This window comes from Oscillatoria sp. CS-180, from assembly GCF_028330965.1.
Taxonomy (GTDB): domain Bacteria; phylum Cyanobacteriota; class Cyanobacteriia; order Phormidesmidales; family Phormidesmidaceae; genus Halomicronema.
On sequence record NZ_JAQMUB010000026.1, the window covers coordinates 18,617 to 41,805 of the forward strand.

Below are 23,189 nucleotides of genomic sequence, written 5' to 3' on the forward strand. Positions count from 1 at the left end.
CAATTTCGTGATTGATTTTTTACAGCTCGTTATTTATGGCATTGTTTTGGGATGCATTTTGTCCCTAGGAGCCGTTGGCGTATCCTTGACCTTCGGCATCCTCAGATTTGCCAATTTTGCTCACGGCGACCTGATGACCGTCGGCGCTTATCTCGGGTTTGTTCTGACCAGGCAGGTTGGTACTCCTTTTTGGGTCAGTTTGGTGCTGGCTAGTCTGCTGACAGCAGGCGTTGCCATCGTCGTTGATAGTCTAGTTTTCCGTCACCTCCGGCGGCGTCCCCCAGTCATTTTGCTGATTTCGTCTTTCGGAATTGCTCTCATTCTTCGCAGCTTGATTCAGATCATTTGGGGATCCGATCAGCTTGTCTACCGCCAGGGAATTCAGCAGCCGTGGCAGATCGGAGGATTGAACCTCAAGCCCGATCAGCTAACAGTTGTAGTGGGCACAATTCTACTGGTCATTGGGCTGTCTCTTTTCCTACAGCGAACCAAAACCGGCAAGGCTATGCGGGCTATGGCTGATAATGCTGACTTGGCAAAGATCAGCGGTATCAACACCGAGCGAGTTGTGTTGTGGACCTGGGTTTTGGGATCCATTACGGCCTGTGCAGCAGGAATATTTCTGGGCCTCGACACCCAGGTTTCACCCGTCATGGGTTGGCGAATTCTGCTGCCTATTTTTGCAGCCACCATTTTGGGCGGAATTGGTAGTCCCTATGGCGCGATCGCAGGCGGCCTTGTTATCGGACTGGCATCAGAACTCTCCACGCTCATAGTCTCTCCGGCGTACAAATCAGCAGTAGCATTCGCCATTCTGATCGTAATGCTGATTGTTAAACCCACAGGACTAGTAGGAGGACGATAATTGAGCTTTTCGGGATTGATAACCTACGGCATCTTTTTTCTAACGTTGGCAGGCATTTATGCCATTCTCGTTTTGGGATTAAACATCCAATGGGGATACGCGGGTATGCTCAACATCGGCATTGGCGCTTTTTTCTCGATTGGGGCCTACGCGAGTACCTTAGTAACGGTTGCCCCTAACGATGCTTTTGTTGGTGGGTTCAATGCGCCTGTCATTATCGGCATTCTCATTGCCATGGCAATCTCCGGTGTCTTGGCGTTTTTAGTCGGACTGATTACCCTGCCATTGAGGTCGGATTATCTGGCGATCGCCACCATTGGGATTGCCGAAATTGTCCGGTTGATTCTCAAAAACGAGGGTTGGCTAACCAATGGTGTCCGAGGCATCGCCGCGATTCCCAAACCGCTCGACTGGCTTGTATCCAGTCCTTGGATGATGCTTTTGATTGTGTTGCTTGTGCTGACCCTTGTCTTTTGGGCCAGCGATCGCGCCTATCGATCACCCTGGGGACGAGTGTTACGGGCCATTCGGGAAGACGAACCGGCGACCTCAGCGGCGGGCAAGAACGTCATCGGTTTTCGCTTACAAGGCTTTGTGCTCGGTTCGATGATTATGGGCCTTGCAGGAGCACTCTATGCTCATTTCGTTGGCTTTATTAGCCCTGAAGCCTTTCAGCCCGAATTTACGACCTTTATTGTCTGGGTCATGCTAATTGCTGGGGGCAGCGGTAACACCCGTGGGGCGATCGTCGGTGCCTTCGTCATCTGGGGCATCTGGTCCGGCACGGAGTTGATTACCAACTTGCTTCCAGCAGCCTGGTTGGCCCGTGCCAGTGCCCTACGATTGCTCTTGATTGGCGTGCTGCTGCAGATCATTTTGCTTCTGCGTCCAGAGGGATTAATCCCGGAACAACCACCAAGACCTAAGAGGACTCAAAAAGGCGCCAAAGGAAGCTATCGTATAAACGATTAACCTTATGTCAATCAATCAGGACTTACGCAGTTGCATCCGGCTTTGGCCCCTTAATCCCCAAATATGAGGAAGCCGGATGCAACGTCCCCCAAAATTGGGGGATGCAAAGGGGCCGTGCGTAAGTCCTATCAATAAGGATTCTTGTTTGTCGGTAAGAACAAAAGACCGCAAATTTGGGATTTAGAATGAAGTTCTGTCACAAATAAAGTCTATTAGGACAAGGTTATCTACCGTTGTTCTTGTTCCCAAAGAACAGAAGCACACCGGCTAGAAGTTAATCATGGGCGAGTCTGAACAAATTCGTGTGGGTATCGTTGGCGCTTCCGGCTACGGAGGCGTTCAATTAGTCAGGTTACTGAGCGAACATCCCTTTGCTCAAATTACGTATTTAGGCGGTCGTAGTAGCGCTGGAAAGACCTATAACGACATTTATCCGCATCTAACGGTCTCTTTAGTTGTTGAAGCGGTAGACATCGATCAAATGGCGAATCGTTGTGATGTAGTGTTTCTTTCACTGCCCAATGGTATTGCCTGCACGTTAGCACCTGAGTTGCTGAATCGAGGCTGCAAGGTGTTGGATCTCTCGGCAGACTATCGTTTTGCCGATTTAAAGACCTATCAAGCTTGGTATGGGGGCGATCGCACCGATAGCGACACCAGCCAAAAGGCCATCTATGGCTTGCCTGAGCTGTTCCCAGACACTGTGCTAGCAGCAACGCTAGTCGGATGTCCTGGTTGCTATCCAACAGCAAGCCTATTGGCGATCGCGCCGTTACTTAAACAAGGGCTAGCTCAGCCTGACAGCATCATTATTGATGCCAAATCCGGCACCTCAGGCGGAGGGCGACAAACTAAAGAGCACTTGCTGCTAGCTGAGGCAGACAATTCTCTCGCGGCCTACGGCGTTGCTAAACATCGTCACACGCCAGAGATTGAACAAATTTGCTCTCAACTGGCTGGGCGCGAAGTGATCGTGCAGTTCACACCTCATCTAGTTCCCATGGTGCGCGGCATTCTTTCCACCGTGTATGCCAACTTGCGGGATCCAGGTCTTGTTAGAGAGGACCTTCACACTATCTATTCTGCGTTTTATCGACGGTCTCCGTGGATCACCGTCATGCCAACCGGAACTTATCCCCAAACAAAATGGGCCTGGGGAACCAATCGCTGCTATCTAGGGGTGGAGGTCGATGCGCGCACTGGCAGGGTGATCGTGATGTCGGCGATCGACAACCTCATGAAAGGACAGGCAGCTCAAGCCGTCCAATGCTTTAACTTAATGAATGGGCTAGATGAACAAGTCGGTTTACCGTTCCAAAGCGTCTATCCCTAATTTCTTCAACGGTGAGAGAACACTTGGATTTGTTGCGTTGGGAGGTGCAGTCACCATGAGCACAGTTAAGGTTCCAATTGACCTAGAAATGTTGGAAGAAGGTTTTGAGAATACCAGCGGCGAAATATCGTTCTATCTCGATGTAAAAACTGGGCAGATTGCAATGGAGTCTTCAGATTTTCCTTCAGGCATCTTGGTTGGCGAAGGTGATTTCGATGAAGAAACCTTTGATTTGTCTGATAGTAGTCGGTTCCTACCGATTCCAATGGCGGATTCAAGGGAAGGCTATCGCGACATGGAGGCATTTATCAACACGTTAGAGAACCCTATCCTTAAAGATAAATTGGAGATTGCGATCGACGGTTCAGGAGCTTTTCGTCGTTTCAAAAATGTGCTCATTGGTGAACCGGAAAGAGAACGCTGGTTTGCCTTTAAGCAACAGCAATTGAGGCAGCGCATTTTTGACTGGCTTGAGGTCAACGGCATTGAAGTGGAGAACTGTGCCGCTGAGTAGATGAAAATTCATTGTGTAGCCATTATTTTGTCAGCATAGACGGTGCATTCTCAGGCGGCCCTTGAAACCTCTGCTTACTGATCCTCAACTGCAACAAAAGGCGATCGCGCTTCACAACCTGCTCTGCGTTGAATATGGTTGTCCCATCGACTATTTTCATTCCCTCGATCCATTAAGTGAATTAGTGTCATCACTGCTATCGCATCGTACACGCAATCACGATTCTGGAAAGGCATTCAAGCAATTGGTAGCTCGATTTCCAACCTGGGAAATGGTCTGCGATGCACCTACGGCAGAGATCGAACAGGCGATCGCTCCCTGTACTTGGCCTGAACAGAAAGCACCCCGCATCCAGCAGGTACTACGGCTGATCGGTGAAAAGACAGGAGGGGAATGGTCGTTAGAGTTTCTCCAAGCAATGTCCGTGACAGATGCGCGGGCCTGGCTAGAGGCTTTACCGGGAGTCGGTCCAAAAACTAGTGCAGCAGTGCTCTGTTTCAGTCGATTGCGCCTGAAAGCACTCCCTGTAGACAGTCACCATCATCGGGTGGCCCAGCGCGTCGGACTCATTTCCACAAAGGTGGCTGTGGGTCCCTCTCATCAAGCATTGGAGTCACTGCTGCCAGAAAACTGGAATGCACAGCAGGTCTACGATCACCACGAAGTCATGATGCTGCATGGGCAGAAATGTTGCTACTACCGAAATCCGGCGTGCGATCGCTGTGTCATCGCCCAGCTATGCAACTACCGAAAGGCAGCGCTAGACAAAATAACGGATGAAAGGCAACTTGGATCTGTGTAAACTACCAGTGCCGTCTGACCATAAACTCCAGCTGACGAATAACGCGCTTGAGTCGCTTGATCTCTGCTCTGAGTCGAGTATTTTCAGCTTTGAGTGCTTCGTTTTCCGTTTGTAAGGATACGCGCTCGTGAAGCTGCTTTTGATGAGTGGCTAACGCTTTCATGGTTCTTACAAAATGCAGGATGCAACCACAGCTGAGACTCGCTGGACGGAACGCCTATCTTACGGTTGGGGGAATTAGGGAACTGTTGATAACGCTAGACGGGAGAAGACAAAAACCATTTGTCTTACCTACCTAATAGGGCGATCGCCTTTAAAGCTATCGATAATCCTGCTTAATCCATATATGATGGCTTATCCCTTCTATAGATTGGGGTCTTTTGTAACAAAGCCATACGACAAGTTGTGTTCGACAAGACAGTGTTTAACCAAACGATGTCCCTTCCAACCCATAGCGTCGTAGACCCTAGATGGCTAAGGAACGGGAACTGATTTAAGTATCAACTTTGAACTTTGGATTCGCCGATGACTCAATCATTCAAAACTCAAAACTGAGAACTTAAAATTCATTCATTTCTAAAGCTATCAGCAAACCACATCCATCTAGACAACGGGAATTCATAGAATTGCTATCACCTGCTTAAAATGCATGCACCAAGAGGAGTTGAGCCAAGAGTTCGAATCTGAGCAAAACTACGATTGCCGATGTTGACGCGGTTTAACAACACTCAGCTTGCTAATTCTGCGATCGCAAAAGAAAATAGCTCATCGCTTTTGCTGTTCTTCTCATGTCTCATCCACTGATCACCACCCAAGACATCACTACTCTGCCCGAGCATGTTTTTGTGCATCCCTTAAATAGCAATGCCATCCGCCACACAAAATCGCTATCAGCCCTAACAGGCTGTTTACATTTGGGCGTTCACCTCGTGCGAATCACATCAGGTCATGATTCAACCGAACACCATCGACATCGAGGGGAAGAAGAATTTCTCTATATCGTGTCAGGACGTGGCGTTGCCACCATTGGAGACGAGCAGTTCGAGATTCAAGCAGGGGACTTTATGGGGTTTGCCGCTGATGGTTTAGCCCACAGTATGCATAATCCCTACCAAGAGGACTTGGTGTATTTGATGGGGGGATTGGACTTGGATTATGACGTGGTGGAGTATCCCAATCAAGGTAAGCGCCTATATCGGGTAGGCGATCGCCGCGTCTATGAGGACATCGCACCATGATACTGACCGGAGGTTGCTTTTACGCTCTCCGACACACTCCCCAGATAACTCGATGATGGACCTGATCGCTGAGTGGCTACGCTGCGATTGCATACGTTACGTCCAAGCGATACTCGCTGCCAGCAGGAACCGTTACCACGTCCTCCGCTGCATTCGTAGTTTCCACACAAATGAAGCGAGTGTAATCGTCGTCTTGCAAATCAGCCATCTTGACAGAAATCTCTGTCCAAGGATTCCACACAACTGCTGTCTTGTTGCCAGTAGAGGTAATCTGAATGCGGCGATCAAGGGCAGCATCCTCTACGACTAATTCACTAGGAACTCCCTGATAAATGCGATCGACCTCAGAAGTGACCTCAATAGCACCCGATTGAGGTTTCACTTTACCTTCATCCACTTTGTCAATGTAGGTCGTGCCGTCTAAACCGAAGACTTTGACTTGCGTAATGTCGCCAATGGTGAAATAGGTATGCAGGGCTTGCGTGATGTCAAAGGGCTGCTCACCTGTATTTTTGGTAACTAGGGCGATCGCCAGTACATCGCCAATGGTTATTTCAATGGCTAGCTCAAAAGCATTGGGCCATAATTCACGAGTCTCTTCCGTATCGCTGAAACCGAGAATAACTTTAGTTTCACCACTCGGCAGTGCTTCTGTACTTAAAACTTGCCAAAGACGGTTGCGAGCCAAACCATGACTGGGACGACCTTTGCCCTCCGGATCGGGACCAAACCAAGGCCAGCAAACCGGAACACCGCCTTTGATAGCCTTGCCTGATTTGTAATAAGCGTTCTCACTCACAAACAGGAGGTCGTGGGATGCGCTCTGAGGTTGAAATGAGAGTATTTGGCCGCCATAAACAGAAATCAGCGCAGTTGCTTTAGCATTAGTCACCTTGATGTAGGGAAAGTCACCCTTGCCTGCAATAAACTCAACCTGTCCAGAAATACCGTGTGTGTTGTTTAGCTGTGCCAAGTCCATCTGCCTAACCTCCTATCCGCTCCAGGATTACCTACTCAATTTACCGCTCCCTTGTTCAGAATATCGGTTAAGGCTTAGGTTGGTTTGAGCAGAGTGTTTTAGCTTACATATCCTTCGTGTTGGGGCTAACCATTCCACTACAGCTGGTTAGGATCAATGCCCAATTCACGTAATTTTTCAAAGGCGCGATCGCGTTCCTGTTGAATTTGATCACGTTCCCGTTGAGCTTGGTCACGCTCTTCTCTCAGCTCATCAGGATCCTTAAACCGCTCACCATTGGGATAGAAGACAGCCAGCCCATCGTCAAACATCTCAAAACGAATTCCCAGGGTCGGAGATGTCCAAGGAAAATCTATTGGCATGACAGGCGTGAACTCTTCCTCTGAGTTTGCCCGCACCAATCCCCAAAAGTCATAGGAATCTGGGTCGTAGAAAAACATTTCTAAGACACCGTACCTGCTGTAAAACGCCTGCTTAGACAGCATCTCGGTAGTACTGTTACTAGGAGAAAGAATTTCAAAAACAACTTGGGGGGCAACATTATCTTCCTGCCACTGCTTGTAGCTACCCCGGTCTCCAGCAGGGCGACCCAGCGCTACCATTGCGTCTGGCGCTTGGGAGGGCACAGGCGGCGCGGCTACTTTAACGGGATACCACAGCAAGTCACCCGCAACAAAGGCTGTCTGCCCCTTGAGTAGACTCTTGAGATTACTGACCAAACGGACAATCCATTGATATTGAAGCGTATTCTCAGCCATTGGCTTGCCGTCTGAATCAGGATATAAAACCTGGGATTCGACAGGTGTTTGAACCATTGAGTAATCCCCTCGTCTGAAGATAGCCGTATTTTAGCGAGATTCATTACCTCTACTATGCCAGCGTTGTCTGCACAACGCTGGCGGAACACAAGAGGTTCGGAATATAAGGGGGCAGATCGTCCTACCAGTACCGTATCCACACCACATCGAACAGACGTCATTCAAGAAACCGTCTTAGCTCTGAGGGTGGTAAAGGTTTCTTGATGAGTTGGGCTGCTTTGGTAGTTTTACCAAGACTCGGGTCCCTTCCCCTTCCTTGCTTTCCAAGGAAATGTCACCGCTATGCAGTTCAATACAGGCTTTTGCAATGCTCAGTCCCAAACCCGTTCCAGAAATGGTATCGACGTTACTAGCCCGGCTAAACGATTGAAACAGGCTAGTTTGATCCGCTACGGGGATGCCAATACCCTGATCTTGAATAGAGAGCAGAACAAAAGTATCTTCACCCCTCAGCAAAAGCTCGATGGTTCCACCGTTTGGTGAATACTTCACGGCATTGGTCAGAATATTGTCAATCGCGATTCGCAACAGGCCTTGATCCCCCCAAAAGCCATTGGTCTTACCTACGATTTTGAAAACAAACTCATACTTCTCCCCAGCCGTTTCGCGATGCTCCTCTACAAAATCAGCAAGAAATTGCAATAGGTTCATGGGGGAAGGCTCAAACTTCGCCTGATTTAGCTCGCACTGATGCATCACCAGCATGTCGTCGACAAGTTTAGCCATCGACCTTGCCTTGTCCTGAATCATTTGCAAAAATCGTTTTTGCTGTGACGGATTGAGGCCATTACCTTGACGTTCAAGGGTTGATGCGGAAGCGAGAATAGTTGCCAGTGGCGTTCGATACTCATGAGAGACCGTCGCGATGATCTGAGATTTGAAGTGGTTGAGGTCCTGGGCCTTTTCGAGAGCCATTTGGGTTTGGGCCAGAAGCTCAGCCTGCTGAATCGCGATCGCAAGCTGCACTGCTAATTCGTTGACGATGGCTTGCTCCTCAGGATCCCAAGGTGTTTCCTGAGGGCACTGATGCGCAATCAGGTATCCCCATAAACAGCTTTGTGACTCTCTGGGGGTGATAGCGATCGGAGCAATTAGATCGCCGTTTGAACCAGACGCAGCACCACTAATATAGTCTTGACGGCGGGAGCAAACCAGTGTGGATAGAGAACCATCCGGCCCTAAGACAGGCTTGGTGCAGCGAGTTCCTAGTTCAGCTCTAATCTCAATGTGGTGGTCAGGGCAGCATTGATAAACTGCAACGTGACTACACTCCAAAAGATGCTGCACTTCTGCAACCACAGTAGAGAGAACTTGATCAACATCCAGAGACTGTCGAATTCTCAAGGCCGTCATCGCAATGAGTCGCTGCCGTTCGCGAGTTTTATTGAGGAGAGAGTGTAAATGGGACTGTTGGATAACGTTGCGAACTGCCAGTTGCAAGACTTCTGGCTGAAGATGCTGTTTCACTAAATAGTCTTGGATACCTTGCTTCATCGCCTTCACGGCAATGGCTTCGTTTCCTTGCCCCGTCAACATAATGATAGGAGGACGACCTTTGAGCTGATGTGTTTGAAGTTCACCTAAAAACTCCAACCCCGTCATATCAGGCATCCAAAAGTCAAGCAGAACGGCATCACATCGCTGCTCATTAAACAGGTCTAGTCCTACCTCTGCTAGCGGGGCCTCTAGGAATTCATAGGAGCAATGAGGATCACAAGAAAGGTACTCACGATAGATCTCCCGATCCTCTGCACAATCATCAACAATAAGTAGCGTATGAGCCGTTGGCATAAGTTGACAGAGAAGGATGCAGCAAGAATCCGTTAAGGAAAACGTCTTTACCTAGAATGTCATCACGCTTTAAAATCTAAGCAAAATTTAATTATCGGTATACATAAATTAATATTCAGGTTCGCGAACTGCGAACTGCTCTCCTTGATTCAACGGCCAGCAACCAGTCTTTTACTGGTGATCCATAAAAACGTCTGCATTCCTATGAAGACATTTAGCCAAGAATGCAAGTTTAGGTCAGACAAAAAACAATCCTCTTTAAGAACTATCCACTCTCTGAAACGATTTCAGAACAGTACTGGATAAAGGAGTGTACCTTAACTTTGTAGCAAGTACTCAAGCCTTAGTCCTTGCATCCATTAGTAATAGATATTGCTGAAATAGTATGAGATTGAGACTGCACTATCTATTTCAATTCAATCGAATTATCCTAACGCTGCTGTGATGTATATTTGACGACTTAGCTAAGGATTAAGAGCTTATTAGAGATTGTCCTAGCCAACCTCATCCCAAATGGGTGAAACGTTTTCAGTCAACCAGTATTCAACAAATGCCTGCACTTTGCGTTCAAATTTTTCAGTGTTAGCAGGCTTGATTAAATAGCCATTTGCTCCTTTTTGATAGCAGAACTTTATGTCTTTAGGATCAGAGGAAGTCGTGAAAACAACAATTGGGATTTCTCTAAGCTGCTCGTCCTGCTTGAGGTGCTCCAAAACTTCACGCCCATCAACTCCAGGTAGATTAAGATCCAGCAAAATAATAGAAGGCCGAACAGCTTCCCCCTCACTTTGAGCATTATCGTTTTGCCGAAGAAAACCCAGTGCTTTATCCCCGGTTTTACAGCGGTAAATAGGATTTGCAACCGCCATGTCTTCTATGAAAATCTGTAAGACCTCAAAATCAGCATCACTGTCTTCGACGACCAGCAAAGGAGTTGGGTTATTCTTCGCCATAAGTTATCAAAAGTTAATTTTTATTAGGCCCTCAGCATAGCCTAAAACGGTGAAGGTGAGGGCTATGCCGGGTTTGTAGCTTTAGCCATCTAGGCTGGTAATCTGTCAAGCTTGAATTTGTCGGTTAAGTTGTCGTCCGAAAATTCAACGTATCCCTCGCTAGTGAAGGTTTACTCTGCGAGGGCTTGCGAAAAGCAATCACTGCCTCCTAATAAGGTGAAGTAGAACGTCGCCCCTTCGCCAAACGTAGACTCTACCCAAATACACCCACCGTGACGTTCGATAATTCTTTTAGTAATAGTCAAGCCAACTCCGGTCCCGCCACCATAGCTCTCTTGTTCATGTAAGCGCTTGAAAAGACGAAAAATGTTTTGGAAGTGACGCTCACGGATACCAATGCCATCATCCTTGACATAAAATACAGCGCCCAGAGGATAGTCCTGAGAGATTTCGCGCCACCCCTTATTGCGTTGCTCCTCCGGGGTTAAATAGCCAATCTCAATCAGGGGTTGAGCCTTATCGGTATACTTCAGGGCATTTCCTAGCAAGTTCCCAAAGGCTTCGCTAATAAGCACCTGATCACAATCAACCGTCGGGAGTGGGCGGGGAATGTCAATCTGCGGCTCCAAATCGTCGCCTTCGCGTCCTGTCAGCAAAACATCGATCGCTTTTTGGACGAGAACCTGTAAATCTGTTTGCCGATAATGCAGATCTGCTTGCCCTAAACGCGAAAACTTAAGCAGCGTATCGACCAAAGTATCCATCCGCTGCGCAAGTTTCACCAACGTCCTCAAGCGCCTCACACCGGCTTCGTCGAGCGATTCGCCATAACGCTTGATGATGATATTGGCAAAATTGATGATGCCCCGAAGCGGCTCCTTAAGATCGTGAGAAGCGGCATAAGCAAATGAATCCAGCTCTTGGTTACGACGTTCCAACTCCAGGTTGATCTGAGCCAATTCATCAGCCTTGTTGAGCACAATGCCAACAATGGCGTTTTTGAGATTTTCAGCACTTTCTATCTCAGCGGCTTTCCAGGGTAGGGCCGTTGCTTCTACAGTTTCTTGCCACTGCCTAAACGATGTGCGGGGACCCAGGAGGACTTGTCCATCCTGGGTCTCGTGGATAGATGATCGCGGGTCGCCAGCCCAATTCACCGTTTGCAAGATTTCAGGGCGAAACCAAAGGACAAGATAGCGGCGCAGTTGAGAGATTTTGAGGACTAGTAACCCACTCCCACTTTCTTTGAACGCCAAAGCGGCTGGGTAATGGTTTGATAGACAATCGGTATGAAACACAGTCTGATCAATCTCTGTCATTGACCAATCCAGCAACGCTCGCACTTGATCGAGCGTGGGTGTGTTGCCAATCAGCGTGATGTCCTGATCCAGACAGACGGCTGTGCCATGAGCATTAACAAGATCTAGAAGTCGAGGCTCTGGATGAATCAGAGCTTCTTTAAAGTCCTCAGCACCTGCAATGGCGGTGACAAAGTCAGACTGAATTGCTTTCAACCGATTGAAGTAGCCCAATTCTTCTTCATTAACCTTGCTTACTAATTCGGCTGCTACGAACTGCCCCAAGATTTCACAAGCTGAGCGAACAGGGTAAGCAAGATACTTTTCCGTTCTATGGTGACAGGCCATTAACCCCCAAAGCTGCTCCGATTTCACCAAAGCAATCACTAGAAACGCCATCACACCCATATTTTGGTGATATTCGATGCAACAAGAATCAACCCCCCTGAGAGTAGATAGGGTCAAATTCAGAGGAGCTTTAGGCAACGGCAAATCAGGAGCAACTAACTCAACCTGGGGGGCCGTCAAGTTGGCAACGTAGCGTATCATTCCTCGTTGATACAACTGTCTGACCAACTTGGGAATATCCGTCGCCGGGTAGTGCAGTCCCTTATAAGCAATGTCATCAAATGGCTTAACTTCTGCCACCACTGATCCCGCTTTTTTTTCATCAAACTGATAAATTACGACCCGGTCGTATCCAGTCAAGCTTTGCATTTCTTCCACAGCAGCTTGGAGAAACGTAGTTACGTCTTGGATCTGTCGCAATCGAGCGATCGCTTGTCTGACGGAATCATGAAGAGCCACCATTTCTGCCGTGGAGCGATCGCCCACAGGTTCCAACTCCAGAATAATCTGCTCATTCAATTGATGGATCAAACCATCAAACGGCTTCATGCCCTCTGGTGTCGAAACAGACAGCGTCAAGTGACTTGGACGATTCGTATCATGACTTAAGCTCTGCTGCACAGCGGCCAGAGCAATGGGATCCAAAACTGCTGATAGAGGCTGGTTTAGCACGTCCGCAGGAGAGGCACCCAAATAATTCTGAATAGTTTGACTCACGCGCACAATGTGCAACTCTGCCCCGTGCAGCTCCATCAGCACACCATGAGGCTGAATTCGACCAATTAAGTGAACGGGATAGTTCTCATGCTCCTGTGGTTGTCTACCGTGGGTCGGACTGCTGTTGGGCTGTCTCATGATGTAAAGCTAACGGAGATCTGCTTAAGTAAGAAAGATTGAGTATTGGAAAACAAACACCAAGATTATTACAAAAAGTTAAGAACGGCTAACGAAGTTTTAACGCTGCCAGCGAAAGATTTGTGCTTATATACAATAATTCAAAAATATTACGTTTTTCCTAGAGAAAATTCGTGAATGCGCAAATCTCTGATATAGGACTATGTCCTCGAAAGTCATTCGAATTCATCCTAGTTTTGTGAAGGGGCCTTATCCGCTAGACCCTTGTTCCAAAATCAGAAGAAGGGCAGCAAGATTTAAGTCCCTCTTTCAAGCTTGAAAGAGGGACTTGAGTGAGGCCTACAAAAGTGGAATACACCCAGTCATTCTGACCGTAAATCTGTGGTTTAGAAAACTGAGATCTAGGGTCGATTTTCAGATTACCTATTAAAATCGTCATTCTTGAGTGCGAGTCTTGTTATCATCGCAACAGAATTAGTACCGCTATGCAAAATTCAAAATACTCTGCGAGAAGAGCAAAGCTCTACAAAACTAAGGCAGATAAGCTTTCCGAGTGTTTTACAGGGTAAGCCTATTTTTGCCGTAGTGTACTAGATTTGTTTATCCGCCGAAAACGTTGTAAATGCGCTTCTATATATCAAAAAATTCAGCGGTACTTTTCCATTATCCTGTCCGTTGCTCTCGCACTAAATCACGAATAAGAGAAGTTCGGCTAGAAACATATCGCTGGACAATACCAACCTCTTCGTGATCTAGATAAATCCTCTCCTGAACGTTTTTCAAGATCCAGAAACAGATTGCTTCGTCACTAAGCTCCTGAAACAGATAACTGTGGGTCTCAACGATGCTCCAGATGAGGCGGAGATGTGAACTGTCGATTGGCAGCATGGTTTTACAGTATTAGAAAGAATCGAGGCTTAATATCAGGTCAAATACTGGGCTAAGACATTCAGAGTTTGACTGAATGTGTAAAACTTCTACAGAAGTAATGCTGGTCAATTTTGAAAGTAATCACTCCTACCGTGATCGGCTAGACAATTTATAGATTTAGTCCTGCAATACCCTGCAATCGTGATGCTGAATAATCAACTCATAACACCAATAGTTCACAAAACTTTTATCCAAAACCGTTGACACTTCAAAGATCAGACAGACCGTTCAGCAGGTTCTTACGTGGGACATCGATATTTCCGAAGCAAGGAAGCTCTATATTTTGCAATGTGTGCGTATTAGCTGCCTTCAAAATCGAAAGCATATAAGGAAAGACAGGCCTAAAATCCAAACCCGAAAATCTAAAATGACAACTTTGCAGTGACATCGAGCTTAGAAAAACAAGGATTAGGTTTCAGTTAAAATCCAGTGCACCCTAAAGAAGACTGTTTTCACTTAACAAAGTTGCGTCCGATGAACGCTCCTACAATTGACTCATCACTGGTTTCGCTCCTGATTTAGGATATTTCTTAAGATTTACTTTAGATTTTAGTTGCCAATGGTCTCTCTTAATATTTCCGTTATGAAAATTTATGCCTCAGCATTTCCGCAAAGAAATATTTCGGATTGTAAACTGAGCGGATTTTGTAAGTAAATAAACAGGTGTTTGGATCCGATGAAAGAGTCAGCAGTTATAGCCCTGTGCAGCTGGGTCAAGTAGATCGCAGTGTCTTAAGGGAAGTGAAATAGGGAACGGGATATGGGATGTGCTTGACTCAAACTCATGCCGCTATAAGAGATCGCCTGCTAACCCAGAGCAGAAGAAAGATCAGCAAGCGTCGTCCAGCTTCTGAGTGATTGGCCAACGTATACGGTTGAACTCTCTCCCGGCTTCTTGTAGGGTATGCCTTGCGGGGAATGGTTTCAGGCGGGGATTTGAGAGGCTGCTACCTCTCAAATCCCCTGAACATCCCGAACTTAGTCAGAGTAAGTCGAGACGCCTGGGGTCATTGTATTCCCACTGTCTTGCCCTTACCGATACCAATAGGGATCTGGATAGTTCCCCGTTTTCCTTAACCCGAAAACGGAGACACTTTATGTTTCAAACTAATTCAGGCGGAGGGGCACCCGTTGCTTCCGCCTTCAACTTGCCATCCTTCAATCAGGAAACCGTGCGCCATATTTTGCTAGGCGACTATGTGGCTTTGATTGAAGTGATGCAGCGCTTGGCAGTGCTGGGGTATTGCGACAGAACTGCCTGGAGTGATCCTCTACCCACTGGACGTAACGGTGAGTACATCAGCGTGATGACCCGTCGCCGTACCCTGCCCTAGCGTTCAAAATCAAAGACCCCAGTGATTTGTACAAATCACTGGGGTCTCAATAGGGCTGGATGTCGAAATTAAATCACCATACCATCAGGGATAACGGCATTTTTCAAGATGACAACGATACCGCTGCGGATATAGAAACCGAGGTCTTCGCGTTCCGCTTCTTCAACGCTTTCTTTGTTGACAATCTGAACATTTCGGCCAATGCGAGCATTTTTGTCCACGATCGCCCCTTTCACAATTGATCCTTCACCAATACCAATGGGGATTTTGCCTCGGGTTAAATGGCGATCGCTCTCAGATAGCGGTTCGTAATAGTCAGCACCAATCAGCAGCGAGTCTTCAATCACGCAGTCCGAGTTGATACGCTGACGCAAACCAATAACCGAGTGATGTACGCGGCAGTTTTTGAGAATACAGCCATCGCCAATGAGGGATTCTTTAACCTGGCAATCCATCAATTTGCTAGGAGGCAGGTAGCGCGATCGGGTGTAGATTGGCGCATCTTCGTGGTAGAAGCTAAACGGAGGCTGAGGCTGCATCGTCAGCGCCAAATTCGCGTGGTAGAACGCTTCAATGGTTCCGATATCTTCCCAGTAGCCGTCAAACAGGTAAGCCTGAACGTTATAGTCTCGGGAAGAGTTGGGAATGATCTCCTTACCGAAATCCGTCTGCTCCAGATGCTTTCGCAACAGGTCAACCAAAACCTGCTTTTTGAACACGTAGATGCCCATGGAGGCAATGTAAGGCTTCTCCTTAGCCTGTTCTGGTGTGAGACCCAAGGTTGAGGTGTCTACCTGCATTTGCTTAAGAGCATCACCTTTAGGCTTCTCATAGAAATCGACAATACGACCGCTGACATCAATTTTCATTAATCCGAAGCTAGAGGCAACTTTTTCGGTGACTGGAACAACCGACAGCGTAATATCGGCTCCGGTACTCCGATGACGCTCTACAAAAAGAGTGTAGTCCATGCGGTACAGATGATCCCCAGACAGAATCAGGTACTCATCTACATCCCAAGCTTCCAACATCCACAGGTATTTGCGAACTGCATCTGCAGTGCCTTGAAACCAACTTGGACTTTCTGGCGTCTGCTGAGCCGCCAACACTTCAACAAACCCTTCACTAAACTGTGAAAATTGATAAGTCCGACCGATATGACGATTCAACGATGCAGAATTGAACTGAGTCAAAACGTAAATCTTGTGAATCTCAGAATTAATACAGTTACTGACGGGAATGTCGATCAGGCGATATTTGCCTGCCAGAGAGACTGCTGGCTTGGCACGATATTTGGTGAGTGGGTAAAGGCGGGTTCCAGCACCCCCTCCAAGAATAATTGCTAAAACTCTTTTCACCAGAAACCTCGCAACTGCAGGTAATAACACTCAGATTTACACCTTCAGTGTGAGACGCTGAGTCCCTATTTGCAAGAGGGGATCATGACTTTCTGAGGTTAATGTGTTTTAGATAACCAGAATCAAGCAGATTGCAAAGGACAGAAGATAAGTGGGCCTATCTGCAAATTTGCTAATCCTCAAACCGTTGATTTTGCGATGACCAAGTTAGCAGGCGAGGACGATCGCCTTCCACAATCACCAATGCTGGCAAACCATTGGCAGCCTGAATCCAACCCGAGAGAACAGGAGATCCTGCCCAAAGGGTGCTATAGAGCAGTTCACCTTCGGGTGTAATGACCAAGCTGATGGCCGCCTGATTGGAGAGTCCGAGCGAGGTCCCTAACTGAGGTGCCAGTGTTAGCAACATTTCGGATTCAGACCGATTGGTGAGGTCAATCTGTCTCACCGTAGCTAGAGCATCTGCACCTGTCGATTGCTGCTGTAGGGTCGTAGCTAGCGTTGTTGGTTCAAAGCCGAGATGGTTTTTGAGTACGGGAAGTATGCGATCGCCCATCTCCGGCTGCGCTTGAAAAAGCTGTAGTAGGGATTGCGAAGACACCGTTGCAGGGGAATACCACTGACCTGGAGTAACCGCGACTAACGGAGCCGATGTCTCAACTGGAAAGCCAATGGCGAAAAGAACGACAGCACTACCTTGTCGGCGAATCGCTTTAATTTGCAAGGTTTGGACATACTGCCCAGAAGCCGTATCGACCAAATCTAACGTGGCGTTGGCACTAAGGCCCAAGACATCAGGCGGCACCTCATGGAGTGGAGATGGCCAGGATAGTCGAGATGCCCTTTGCCACTGTTGACTGGAATGGCCTGACTGTAAAGTGACGGCATATCCCTGTTGCTGTGGTGAAATTGTCAATTCAGTTTCAGAGGGCCACGGTTGCCAAGCATCAGGCTCAAGTCCATTTAGAGGTTCAACCGTCCCAAAGAACCCCGTCAGCATAGTAGATGAAGAGGATGTTGTTTGAGTTTGATTTGCAGACTGACCTGTAGCCTGCTGCGGTTGATTAGCAGCGGCGACTGTTTGCGGGTCTGGGGGAAGTAGCTTTTGGGCGATCGCCTCAAATTCCTGCTTCAAAGGAGAGTCTTTCTGACCCTGAGTTAACCACTTCAGCGCTGCTGCCTCGTCCTCTTTGGCTAGCAGCAGCAACGCCCCCCAGAGCTGGGCTGACTTCTGACCAGGACGAACTTTGAGAGTTGCGGTCAATCGTTGCCAAATCCGATTTGAGTCACGCTCTAGCAAAGGAAGAACAGCTCTTTCCAGGTTGCCTTGAGCAACGGTAAGCGATTTTAGAGCAGTATCCCACTGACCGTCTAGTAGAAGTGCCAGCAGCTTCTGACTAGGCTGAGACCAATCACGCTCAGCTTGCGTTTTACTAAATCGAGCATGGAGTGAAATGAGCTGTAGCTGCTGTTCTAGCTCCTGCGACCACTGATTGTCCAAGCGCTGCTTGATAGGTGCGAGTTGCTTTTCCGCATCGGACCATAGCCCCTGCTGAGCTAGGTACAGAGCATCTCGGTAGGGCTTGGTGGAAATCCCTTGAGGGAGCTGGATGGCATTCAGAGAAATTTCCTGGAGCCGAGTTGAGGACTGAGTCGCTGTCAAATTACCAATGCGATAAAGGCGATAGTCTGGCTCTAGACCATAGCTTTGATTGACAAGCAGTTCGGGCAGTCCTGCTCCATCAACCTCATACCATGAGGGCAATCTCCCTGGTGGACTTTTCCAGTTGAGCAGAGAACTCACTTCCAAAGTCTGAGCATTGACGTGAAGCATCTGACCATACAAAACACGGCTTCCTTGCGTTTGCCAGCGTCCTGTTAACGTCAACCACACGCCGGGCAACTCAGACTCATGGAGAGGTTTCAGCGCATCCAAAGGTAGCCGATAGGTTGAACCGACTGTGCCGACATCTCCATGGGAAAGCGGATCAAAAATGTCTTCTTCAGTAGGACCTTTGACAGGCAACCGATGCAACAGTTGCAGATAGTCCGTTGGGCCTTCACGCCGCTGAACCCCATAAAGTCGGACTTCAGTAATCGCCTCACAGTTACGATTGCAGGGCGATCGCGTCTCGAATATCGGCAGCAATTTGGTTCCAGCGAACTGCCCATCCTTATTCAACAGCGCTAGATCAACAAAGTCACCTCGATATCGCTGCTGTTGCTCCAGTTCAGCCTCAATATCTGCAATCGTTTGGATCGGTATTTCGCCCCATCCCTTAGACCAATGCGGCAGATGACGAGCCAGCCACTGAGGAGGATTGGGTCGCAAAATTAATACCGCGCTTGCCCACAGACTCAAGCTCACTAAAGCCCCTGCGCCGACTAGAATCACCCCAATTCCTAGCGTCTTCAAGGTACGCTTGACGATTAGCGACGGATATCGCTGGGTTCGGGCAGAAGTTGGTCTGGTTTTAACTGGCTTTGAAATCAGACCAGCGGCAAGGGTATCTTCGGGGGGGCGCGACGGCGTAGACATCGGTGAAGCTGCCGTGAGGGGCAATTTAGGATAACAGGAGTTGGCGGTAGATTTGCCCAGCTTGCTGCCAAGTGTAATTTGCCTCAATCATAGTGCGGGCATTCTGAGAGAGGGTGGCCCTCAGGTCAGAGTTTTCGAAAAGTTGAGTAATAGCTTTGACGTAGGCATCGGTGTCGTTGGCTCGCAACGCCCGTAGAGTAATCCCGGCACCATCTACCTGAAGCCCTTCTAATCCGCGATCGCTCCCCACCACAGGCACCCCCGCTGCCATCGCCTCCAGCGTCTTGTTCTTGATGCCATAGCCTGCCCGCATGGGAATAACGCAAACGGTCGCTTTGTGCAGATAGTCCACCATTGAAGGAACCCGCCCCGTCACGACCACACCAGAGATTTCCTGTAGCGCCTTAACTTCAGGCGTTGGACGAGAACCCACCAGCGACAGCGATGCGTTGGGATACTGCTGCCGGACTTGAGGAAAAATATCCTGCGCAATGAACTGGGCTGCATCAATATTGGGTAAGTTGTCCATAGCGCCAACAAAGACCAGGTGATGATCGCCCGGATCTTGGGTTCGCAATGGAAACAGATCGAGGTCAACGCCATTCGTCACGATATGGACAGGCCGATTAGGACTCAGCGCTTTCATCTGCTGGGCATCTTCTAAGGTTGTGACCACTAGATCAGTAAATTTCCGACAGTATCGTTCTTCATAACGCCTGAGCAGAGATAGATTGAGGCGATCGCGCAGAGGTTTCTCAGCTGTTCCCGATGCTAGCTGCTGTTTGCAAGTGCCGTAGACAGAACTGTGGATGTTAACAATTCGCCGGGGCACCTTCGCTTGAACGTTTTTGGATACATAACACTCGTTGACGCTATGCTCACAGGTCAGCACGTCAAAGGACTGCGAATTCACCGCAGCTTCAATCCACGCTTGCATGTCAGCGGTGTAGTTGGCCCAAACGCTGGGCGGTGTTCCCTCGATCCAGAACTGTGCAAACCGCATCGCTTTCCCAACAGGCCCACTTTTAACTCTATCGACTGGCTTGCGAAAAGTTTTCAGTTCATCAACGTGTTGCTTCAGCCCAGCAATATCTTCGGCAGAGATAGACTCATCGACTTGGGTAACGAATGTGACGTGGTGATCAGCCAAACGCTTCAAAAGGTTAAAGGTTCTGACCTGAGTTCCTCCGCGAGTCGGCGGATAAGGAAACGTTGCTGACAGCATCAAAACTTTCATCGAAGGGGCTGACTTAATGGAGGTGTTCAAGTAGACGGTAGTGCTGATAGGCAAATTGCAAATCAGCAGCCCGAAAGCAGGATTGACCTGCTCAGTCGATAGGACTCACGCCAATGGGTGATTCAACTTCTTAGGACTTACGCACGGCCCCCTTGCATCCCCCAATTTTGGGGGACGTTGCATCCGACTTCCCCATATTTGGGGATTAAGGGGCCAAAGTTGGATGCAACTGCGTAAGTCCTGTTCTATGGGTTCATGTGAGCTAGGCAATGCCCCACTTCATGACTAGAGGAATGGGCTTCGCCCACACCCAAAAACGCCTCACCAGTATGCCCCGCAGCGCCCGGAAAATAGCTCAAACGAGAACAGGACAAGGCTGACTCAAACGTCCTCACTGATCCACTCATCTCCTCATGCCGCTCTCCTACCTAATGTCTGAGAGCATTCTGCTGCAATCGGGCAATTTGAGTTATGGGTGTTGTAGGGTCGTCGCCAGTTCCATTGGATCAGACGGCGAGTCATCTAAATCAAGCTTTAGCTCAGCGTTAAACACAGGTCCAGCGAAACAACATGGTGAAGGTCAGCGTTTGCATTCCCACATACAATCGATCGCACCTCCTAACCTGCGCGATCGCCAGTGTGCTTGAACAGGACTATCACGATTTTGAAATTATTGTGTGCGATGACGGTTCCAAAGACGATACGCCAGAGCGCATGGCCGAATGGTCCGATGCTCGTATTCGCTACATTCGCCACGAGCAAAACATTGGCAAAAGCAACAACATGATTTCTGGTTACAAAGCTGCCCAGGGAGAGTATTTCATCAAGTTCGATGACGACGATCGCTTAACGCCTCAGTTCCTCAGCCAAACGGTTGCCATTCTCGACCAGCACTCTGATATCGACTTTGTGGGAACGGATCACTGGGTAATCAACAGCGAAAATCAGCGGGAAGTCACTCTCTCTGACGCGAACTCGGAACGCTGGGGACGAACCACACTGCCCGCAGGACCGATTCAAGACCTTCTAACCCGAGTGTTTGTCCAGCAAAGTTTGCAAATTGGAGCAACCCTATTTCGCAAATCAGTACTGGATGAAATCAGCTACATGCGACCCAACTTACAAAACTGCGAAGATAACGATCTGCTGGTAAGGTTGGCTTTAGCTGGAAAGCAGGCTTATTATTTGCCCGATCGATTGATGGAGTATCGCTTTCACGATGAACAGCAAGGCATCGGACGAGCAATTCCCTACTTAAAGGACAAGATTCAATATCTGAATCTATACAAGTTCTCAGAACCAGCGCTAGAGACCATTCGCTGCGATCGCCTCCGAGAAACTCAACTTTTACTGGGTTTGCGACTTGTTGAAATTGGTGAAACCCAACAGGGCAAAGACCTTCTAAGACAAGGAGAAGCTCATTCAAAGCTCAAAGCTAGAGCTGGACAGTTCATCGCGCTGTTCCCGCGATCGCTACGGCCTTCTTTGTTTGGCCTTCTGCGACGAATGAAGAATTAGGCCTGCAAAGAAGGAGCTAGACAAGCTCGATTGCTGCGCTGCTGGTAGATACCAAGCGCAGCACCATGAGCGGCAACCGCTTCTGGATCACCAGGCTCGACGTATAGAGCATGACGGAAGAACTGTATCGCTTCGTAATAACGACTCTCGTGCTGCGCTTCATAACCCAGCCTCATATAGTCGCTGTACCTAAGGACAGAATCCCCTCGAACAGGAGATTTAACAGGTGCGATCGCCCGTTTGGGAAGGGTGATGTCGCCAAACAGCAACGTCCCTACTAATGTTTGATTTGCTTGCATAACCCGACTCCATATCCGTCTTTCGTACCAAAATTTCTTAAATTACAATCTCAAAAAAACCTACACGAATAACAAGGAACATATAAAAGTCTACTTTCTAGAATAGAGAACGAAAATCCGCCTACTTGCATATCTTCATGTAAACTTTATATTACTTTTCGGTCTTAGCAAGCACTTCTAACTCATCAAGAAAAATTTGTGCTTCTGCTCTGCTCAGCCGCTTTTGAGCCGGATGATAAAGAATTGATCGACCATTGCCTTAATGCAACCGTTAAAAATTGACACTCCTAAATCAGTTTTATTAAGAGGGCAGGTCTATGCAGTGTTTAAACCATTCAGCTGCTAAACCTCATCAATTTTTGCGTGTCTAAAACACTGTAGAAATCCAACTGTTGATTCCAATGCTGAGTTTCAAAAACTTGTTAACAGTTCTGCGCCACAAAAAAGCCTAGCAGCATGAAATGCTACCAGGCCGTCAGATGCTCCTGTCATTTGTTAGATAAACTCTGGGGGCTGTCATCACCTATCGCTCAAATGCCTTATGAGAGCAGGTTTCAGCCCTTAGTTAATACATTGAGGGCGGGCGCGACAATGCTTGTACTACAAGACCTCTAAAATCAATTGATGACGCGCCCTAGTGGTCTGTCTAGCTTGCAGCCGCACTTACAGCCCCTTTGAGAGCTGCAATTCCCTGCTCAACACTTGCCCAAAGACCCATGTCTGGCTCTTTGCCTGCCAGTTCCCGAGTTCCAACAAAGTAAAGGGTTCCTTTAAGAACTTCCTGATGAGCCCGGTTTTCAAAGTTGACCTTGTTCAAAGGCTCCATCGCATCTTGCAGCGTGTCATCCAAAGACTGCGCTACCTTGTGCAGAACCAAGCCACTCATAGTTTGCTGGTGCTTCATCAGTTCCAGCTGAAAGAACTTTTCGTATAGGCTCAGCTCTGAACCATTCATCATCTGAAGGATTTTGTCGGCATACTCTTTTGACTTCGCACCGGGTTGGGCCGCAGTACCCGCTTTACCAATTGCGGTTTCAATAGGCCCCAGGTTTTCGCGATCGCTCTGCAGCATCTTCTCAAGCCGCTCGCGAATGGTGCTGTCATTCGTTTGAGCAATCAGCTTCTGCTCGATTTCGATCAGGGTATTCTGAAAAAGTTTAAGATCAGCAAGCTTTGTCGCTAGAGTTTGTGAATCAGCCATTTCTCTA

General features: G+C 48.1%; 20 protein-coding genes. 8 read left to right on the forward strand and 12 right to left on the reverse strand.

The genetic code is table 11. The features are described 5' to 3' along the window. Positions 1-7 precede the first annotated feature (7 nt). The 5 genes from PN498_RS04940 to PN498_RS04960 all read left to right on the forward strand — a co-directional run bounded on the left by PN498_RS04940 (position 8) and on the right by PN498_RS04960 (position 4,486). Positions 8-865 carry a branched-chain amino acid ABC transporter permease gene (locus PN498_RS04940; protein ID WP_272061594.1) on the forward strand — a complete coding sequence of 286 codons (858 nt, stop codon included), beginning with the start codon at positions 8-10 and terminating at the stop codon, positions 863-865. Continuing rightward, a complete protein-coding gene (locus PN498_RS04945) occupies positions 866-1,837 on the forward strand; it encodes a branched-chain amino acid ABC transporter permease (RefSeq protein ID WP_272061596.1) in 972 nt (323 codons plus the stop codon). It abuts the gene before it with no gap. 280 nt (positions 1,838-2,117) lie between these two features. Continuing rightward, positions 2,118-3,170, forward strand: coding sequence for an N-acetyl-gamma-glutamyl-phosphate reductase (gene argC / locus PN498_RS04950; protein ID WP_272061597.1), 1,053 nt, complete (start codon positions 2,118-2,120; stop codon positions 3,168-3,170). Between the two features lie 55 nt (positions 3,171-3,225). Then, entirely contained in the window at positions 3,226-3,684 is a 459-nt protein-coding gene (locus tag PN498_RS04955) for a UPF0158 family protein (protein WP_272061599.1), read from the forward strand. A gap of 61 nt (positions 3,685-3,745) precedes the next feature. Continuing rightward, positions 3,746-4,486 carry an endonuclease III domain-containing protein gene (locus tag PN498_RS04960; RefSeq protein WP_272061601.1) on the forward strand — a complete coding sequence of 247 codons (741 nt, stop codon included), beginning with the start codon at positions 3,746-3,748 and terminating at the stop codon, positions 4,484-4,486. A 1-nt stretch (position 4,487) separates the two neighbouring features. On the opposite strand, the gene PN498_RS04965 is transcribed toward PN498_RS04960, so the two are convergent. Then, positions 4,488-4,649, reverse strand: a complete 162-nt coding sequence (locus PN498_RS04965) for a hypothetical protein (protein ID WP_272061602.1) — start codon at positions 4,647-4,649, stop codon at positions 4,488-4,490. A 625-nt stretch (positions 4,650-5,274) separates the two neighbouring features. Here PN498_RS04965 and PN498_RS04970 point away from each other — a divergent pair. After that, on the forward strand, positions 5,275-5,724 hold the full coding sequence (locus tag PN498_RS04970; protein ID WP_272061603.1) for a cupin domain-containing protein: 450 nt from the start codon (positions 5,275-5,277) through the stop codon (positions 5,722-5,724). A 76-nt stretch (positions 5,725-5,800) separates the two neighbouring features. Here PN498_RS04970 and PN498_RS04975 read toward each other — a convergent pair whose 3' ends face one another. The 6 genes from PN498_RS04975 to PN498_RS05000 all read right to left on the reverse strand — a co-directional run bounded on the left by PN498_RS04975 (position 5,801) and on the right by PN498_RS05000 (position 13,654). Then, on the reverse strand, positions 5,801-6,703 hold the full coding sequence (locus PN498_RS04975; protein ID WP_272061604.1) for a D-hexose-6-phosphate mutarotase: 903 nt from the start codon (positions 6,701-6,703) through the stop codon (positions 5,801-5,803). A gap of 137 nt (positions 6,704-6,840) precedes the next feature. Next, the gene (locus tag PN498_RS04980; RefSeq protein WP_272061605.1) at positions 6,841-7,518 is read right to left on the reverse strand and encodes a Uma2 family endonuclease; all 678 of its coding nucleotides are present in this window, start codon (positions 7,516-7,518) and stop codon (positions 6,841-6,843) included. A 177-nt stretch (positions 7,519-7,695) separates the two neighbouring features. After that, entirely contained in the window at positions 7,696-9,312 is a 1,617-nt protein-coding gene (locus PN498_RS04985; RefSeq protein ID WP_272061606.1) for a hybrid sensor histidine kinase/response regulator, read from the reverse strand. Between the two features lie 494 nt (positions 9,313-9,806). After that, positions 9,807-10,265: a response regulator gene (locus PN498_RS04990; RefSeq protein ID WP_272061607.1), complete on the reverse strand. Its 459-nt coding sequence runs from the start codon at positions 10,263-10,265 to the stop codon at positions 9,807-9,809. Positions 10,266-10,435: 170 nt separating this feature from the next. Then, on the reverse strand, positions 10,436-12,766 hold the full coding sequence (locus PN498_RS04995; protein ID WP_272061608.1) for an ATP-binding protein: 2,331 nt from the start codon (positions 12,764-12,766) through the stop codon (positions 10,436-10,438). A 663-nt stretch (positions 12,767-13,429) separates the two neighbouring features. Continuing rightward, a complete protein-coding gene (locus PN498_RS05000) occupies positions 13,430-13,654 on the reverse strand; it encodes a hypothetical protein (protein ID WP_272061609.1) in 225 nt (74 codons plus the stop codon). Positions 13,655-14,793: 1,139 nt separating this feature from the next. On the opposite strand from PN498_RS05000, the gene PN498_RS05005 reads away from it, so the two are divergent. Continuing rightward, complete coding sequence (locus tag PN498_RS05005; RefSeq protein WP_272061610.1) at positions 14,794-15,030, forward strand: hypothetical protein; 237 nt, start codon at positions 14,794-14,796, stop codon at positions 15,028-15,030. Positions 15,031-15,098: 68 nt separating this feature from the next. On the opposite strand, the gene PN498_RS05010 is transcribed toward PN498_RS05005, so the two are convergent. From PN498_RS05010 to PN498_RS05020, 3 genes are all read right to left on the reverse strand, one after another. Then, positions 15,099-16,388, reverse strand: coding sequence for a glucose-1-phosphate adenylyltransferase (locus tag PN498_RS05010; protein WP_272061611.1), 1,290 nt, complete (start codon positions 16,386-16,388; stop codon positions 15,099-15,101). A gap of 172 nt (positions 16,389-16,560) precedes the next feature. Continuing rightward, entirely contained in the window at positions 16,561-18,927 is a 2,367-nt protein-coding gene (locus PN498_RS05015) for a hypothetical protein (RefSeq protein ID WP_272061612.1), read from the reverse strand. A 25-nt stretch (positions 18,928-18,952) separates the two neighbouring features. Then, the gene (locus PN498_RS05020; RefSeq protein ID WP_272061613.1) at positions 18,953-20,164 is read right to left on the reverse strand and encodes a glycosyltransferase family 4 protein; all 1,212 of its coding nucleotides are present in this window, start codon (positions 20,162-20,164) and stop codon (positions 18,953-18,955) included. Positions 20,165-20,734: 570 nt separating this feature from the next. Here PN498_RS05020 and PN498_RS05025 point away from each other — a divergent pair. After that, entirely contained in the window at positions 20,735-21,682 is a 948-nt protein-coding gene (locus PN498_RS05025) for a glycosyltransferase family 2 protein (RefSeq protein WP_272061614.1), read from the forward strand. On the opposite strand, the gene PN498_RS05030 is transcribed toward PN498_RS05025, so the two are convergent. Together PN498_RS05030 and PN498_RS05035 are read right to left on the reverse strand one after the other, a co-directional pair. After that, a complete protein-coding gene (locus tag PN498_RS05030) occupies positions 21,679-21,981 on the reverse strand; it encodes a hypothetical protein (protein ID WP_272061616.1) in 303 nt (100 codons plus the stop codon). The two genes, PN498_RS05025 and PN498_RS05030, sit on opposite strands and share 4 nt — an antisense overlap. A 646-nt stretch (positions 21,982-22,627) precedes the next feature. Next, on the reverse strand, positions 22,628-23,182 hold the full coding sequence (locus PN498_RS05035) for a hypothetical protein (protein ID WP_272061617.1): 555 nt from the start codon (positions 23,180-23,182) through the stop codon (positions 22,628-22,630). Positions 23,183-23,189: the final 7 nt, after the last annotated feature.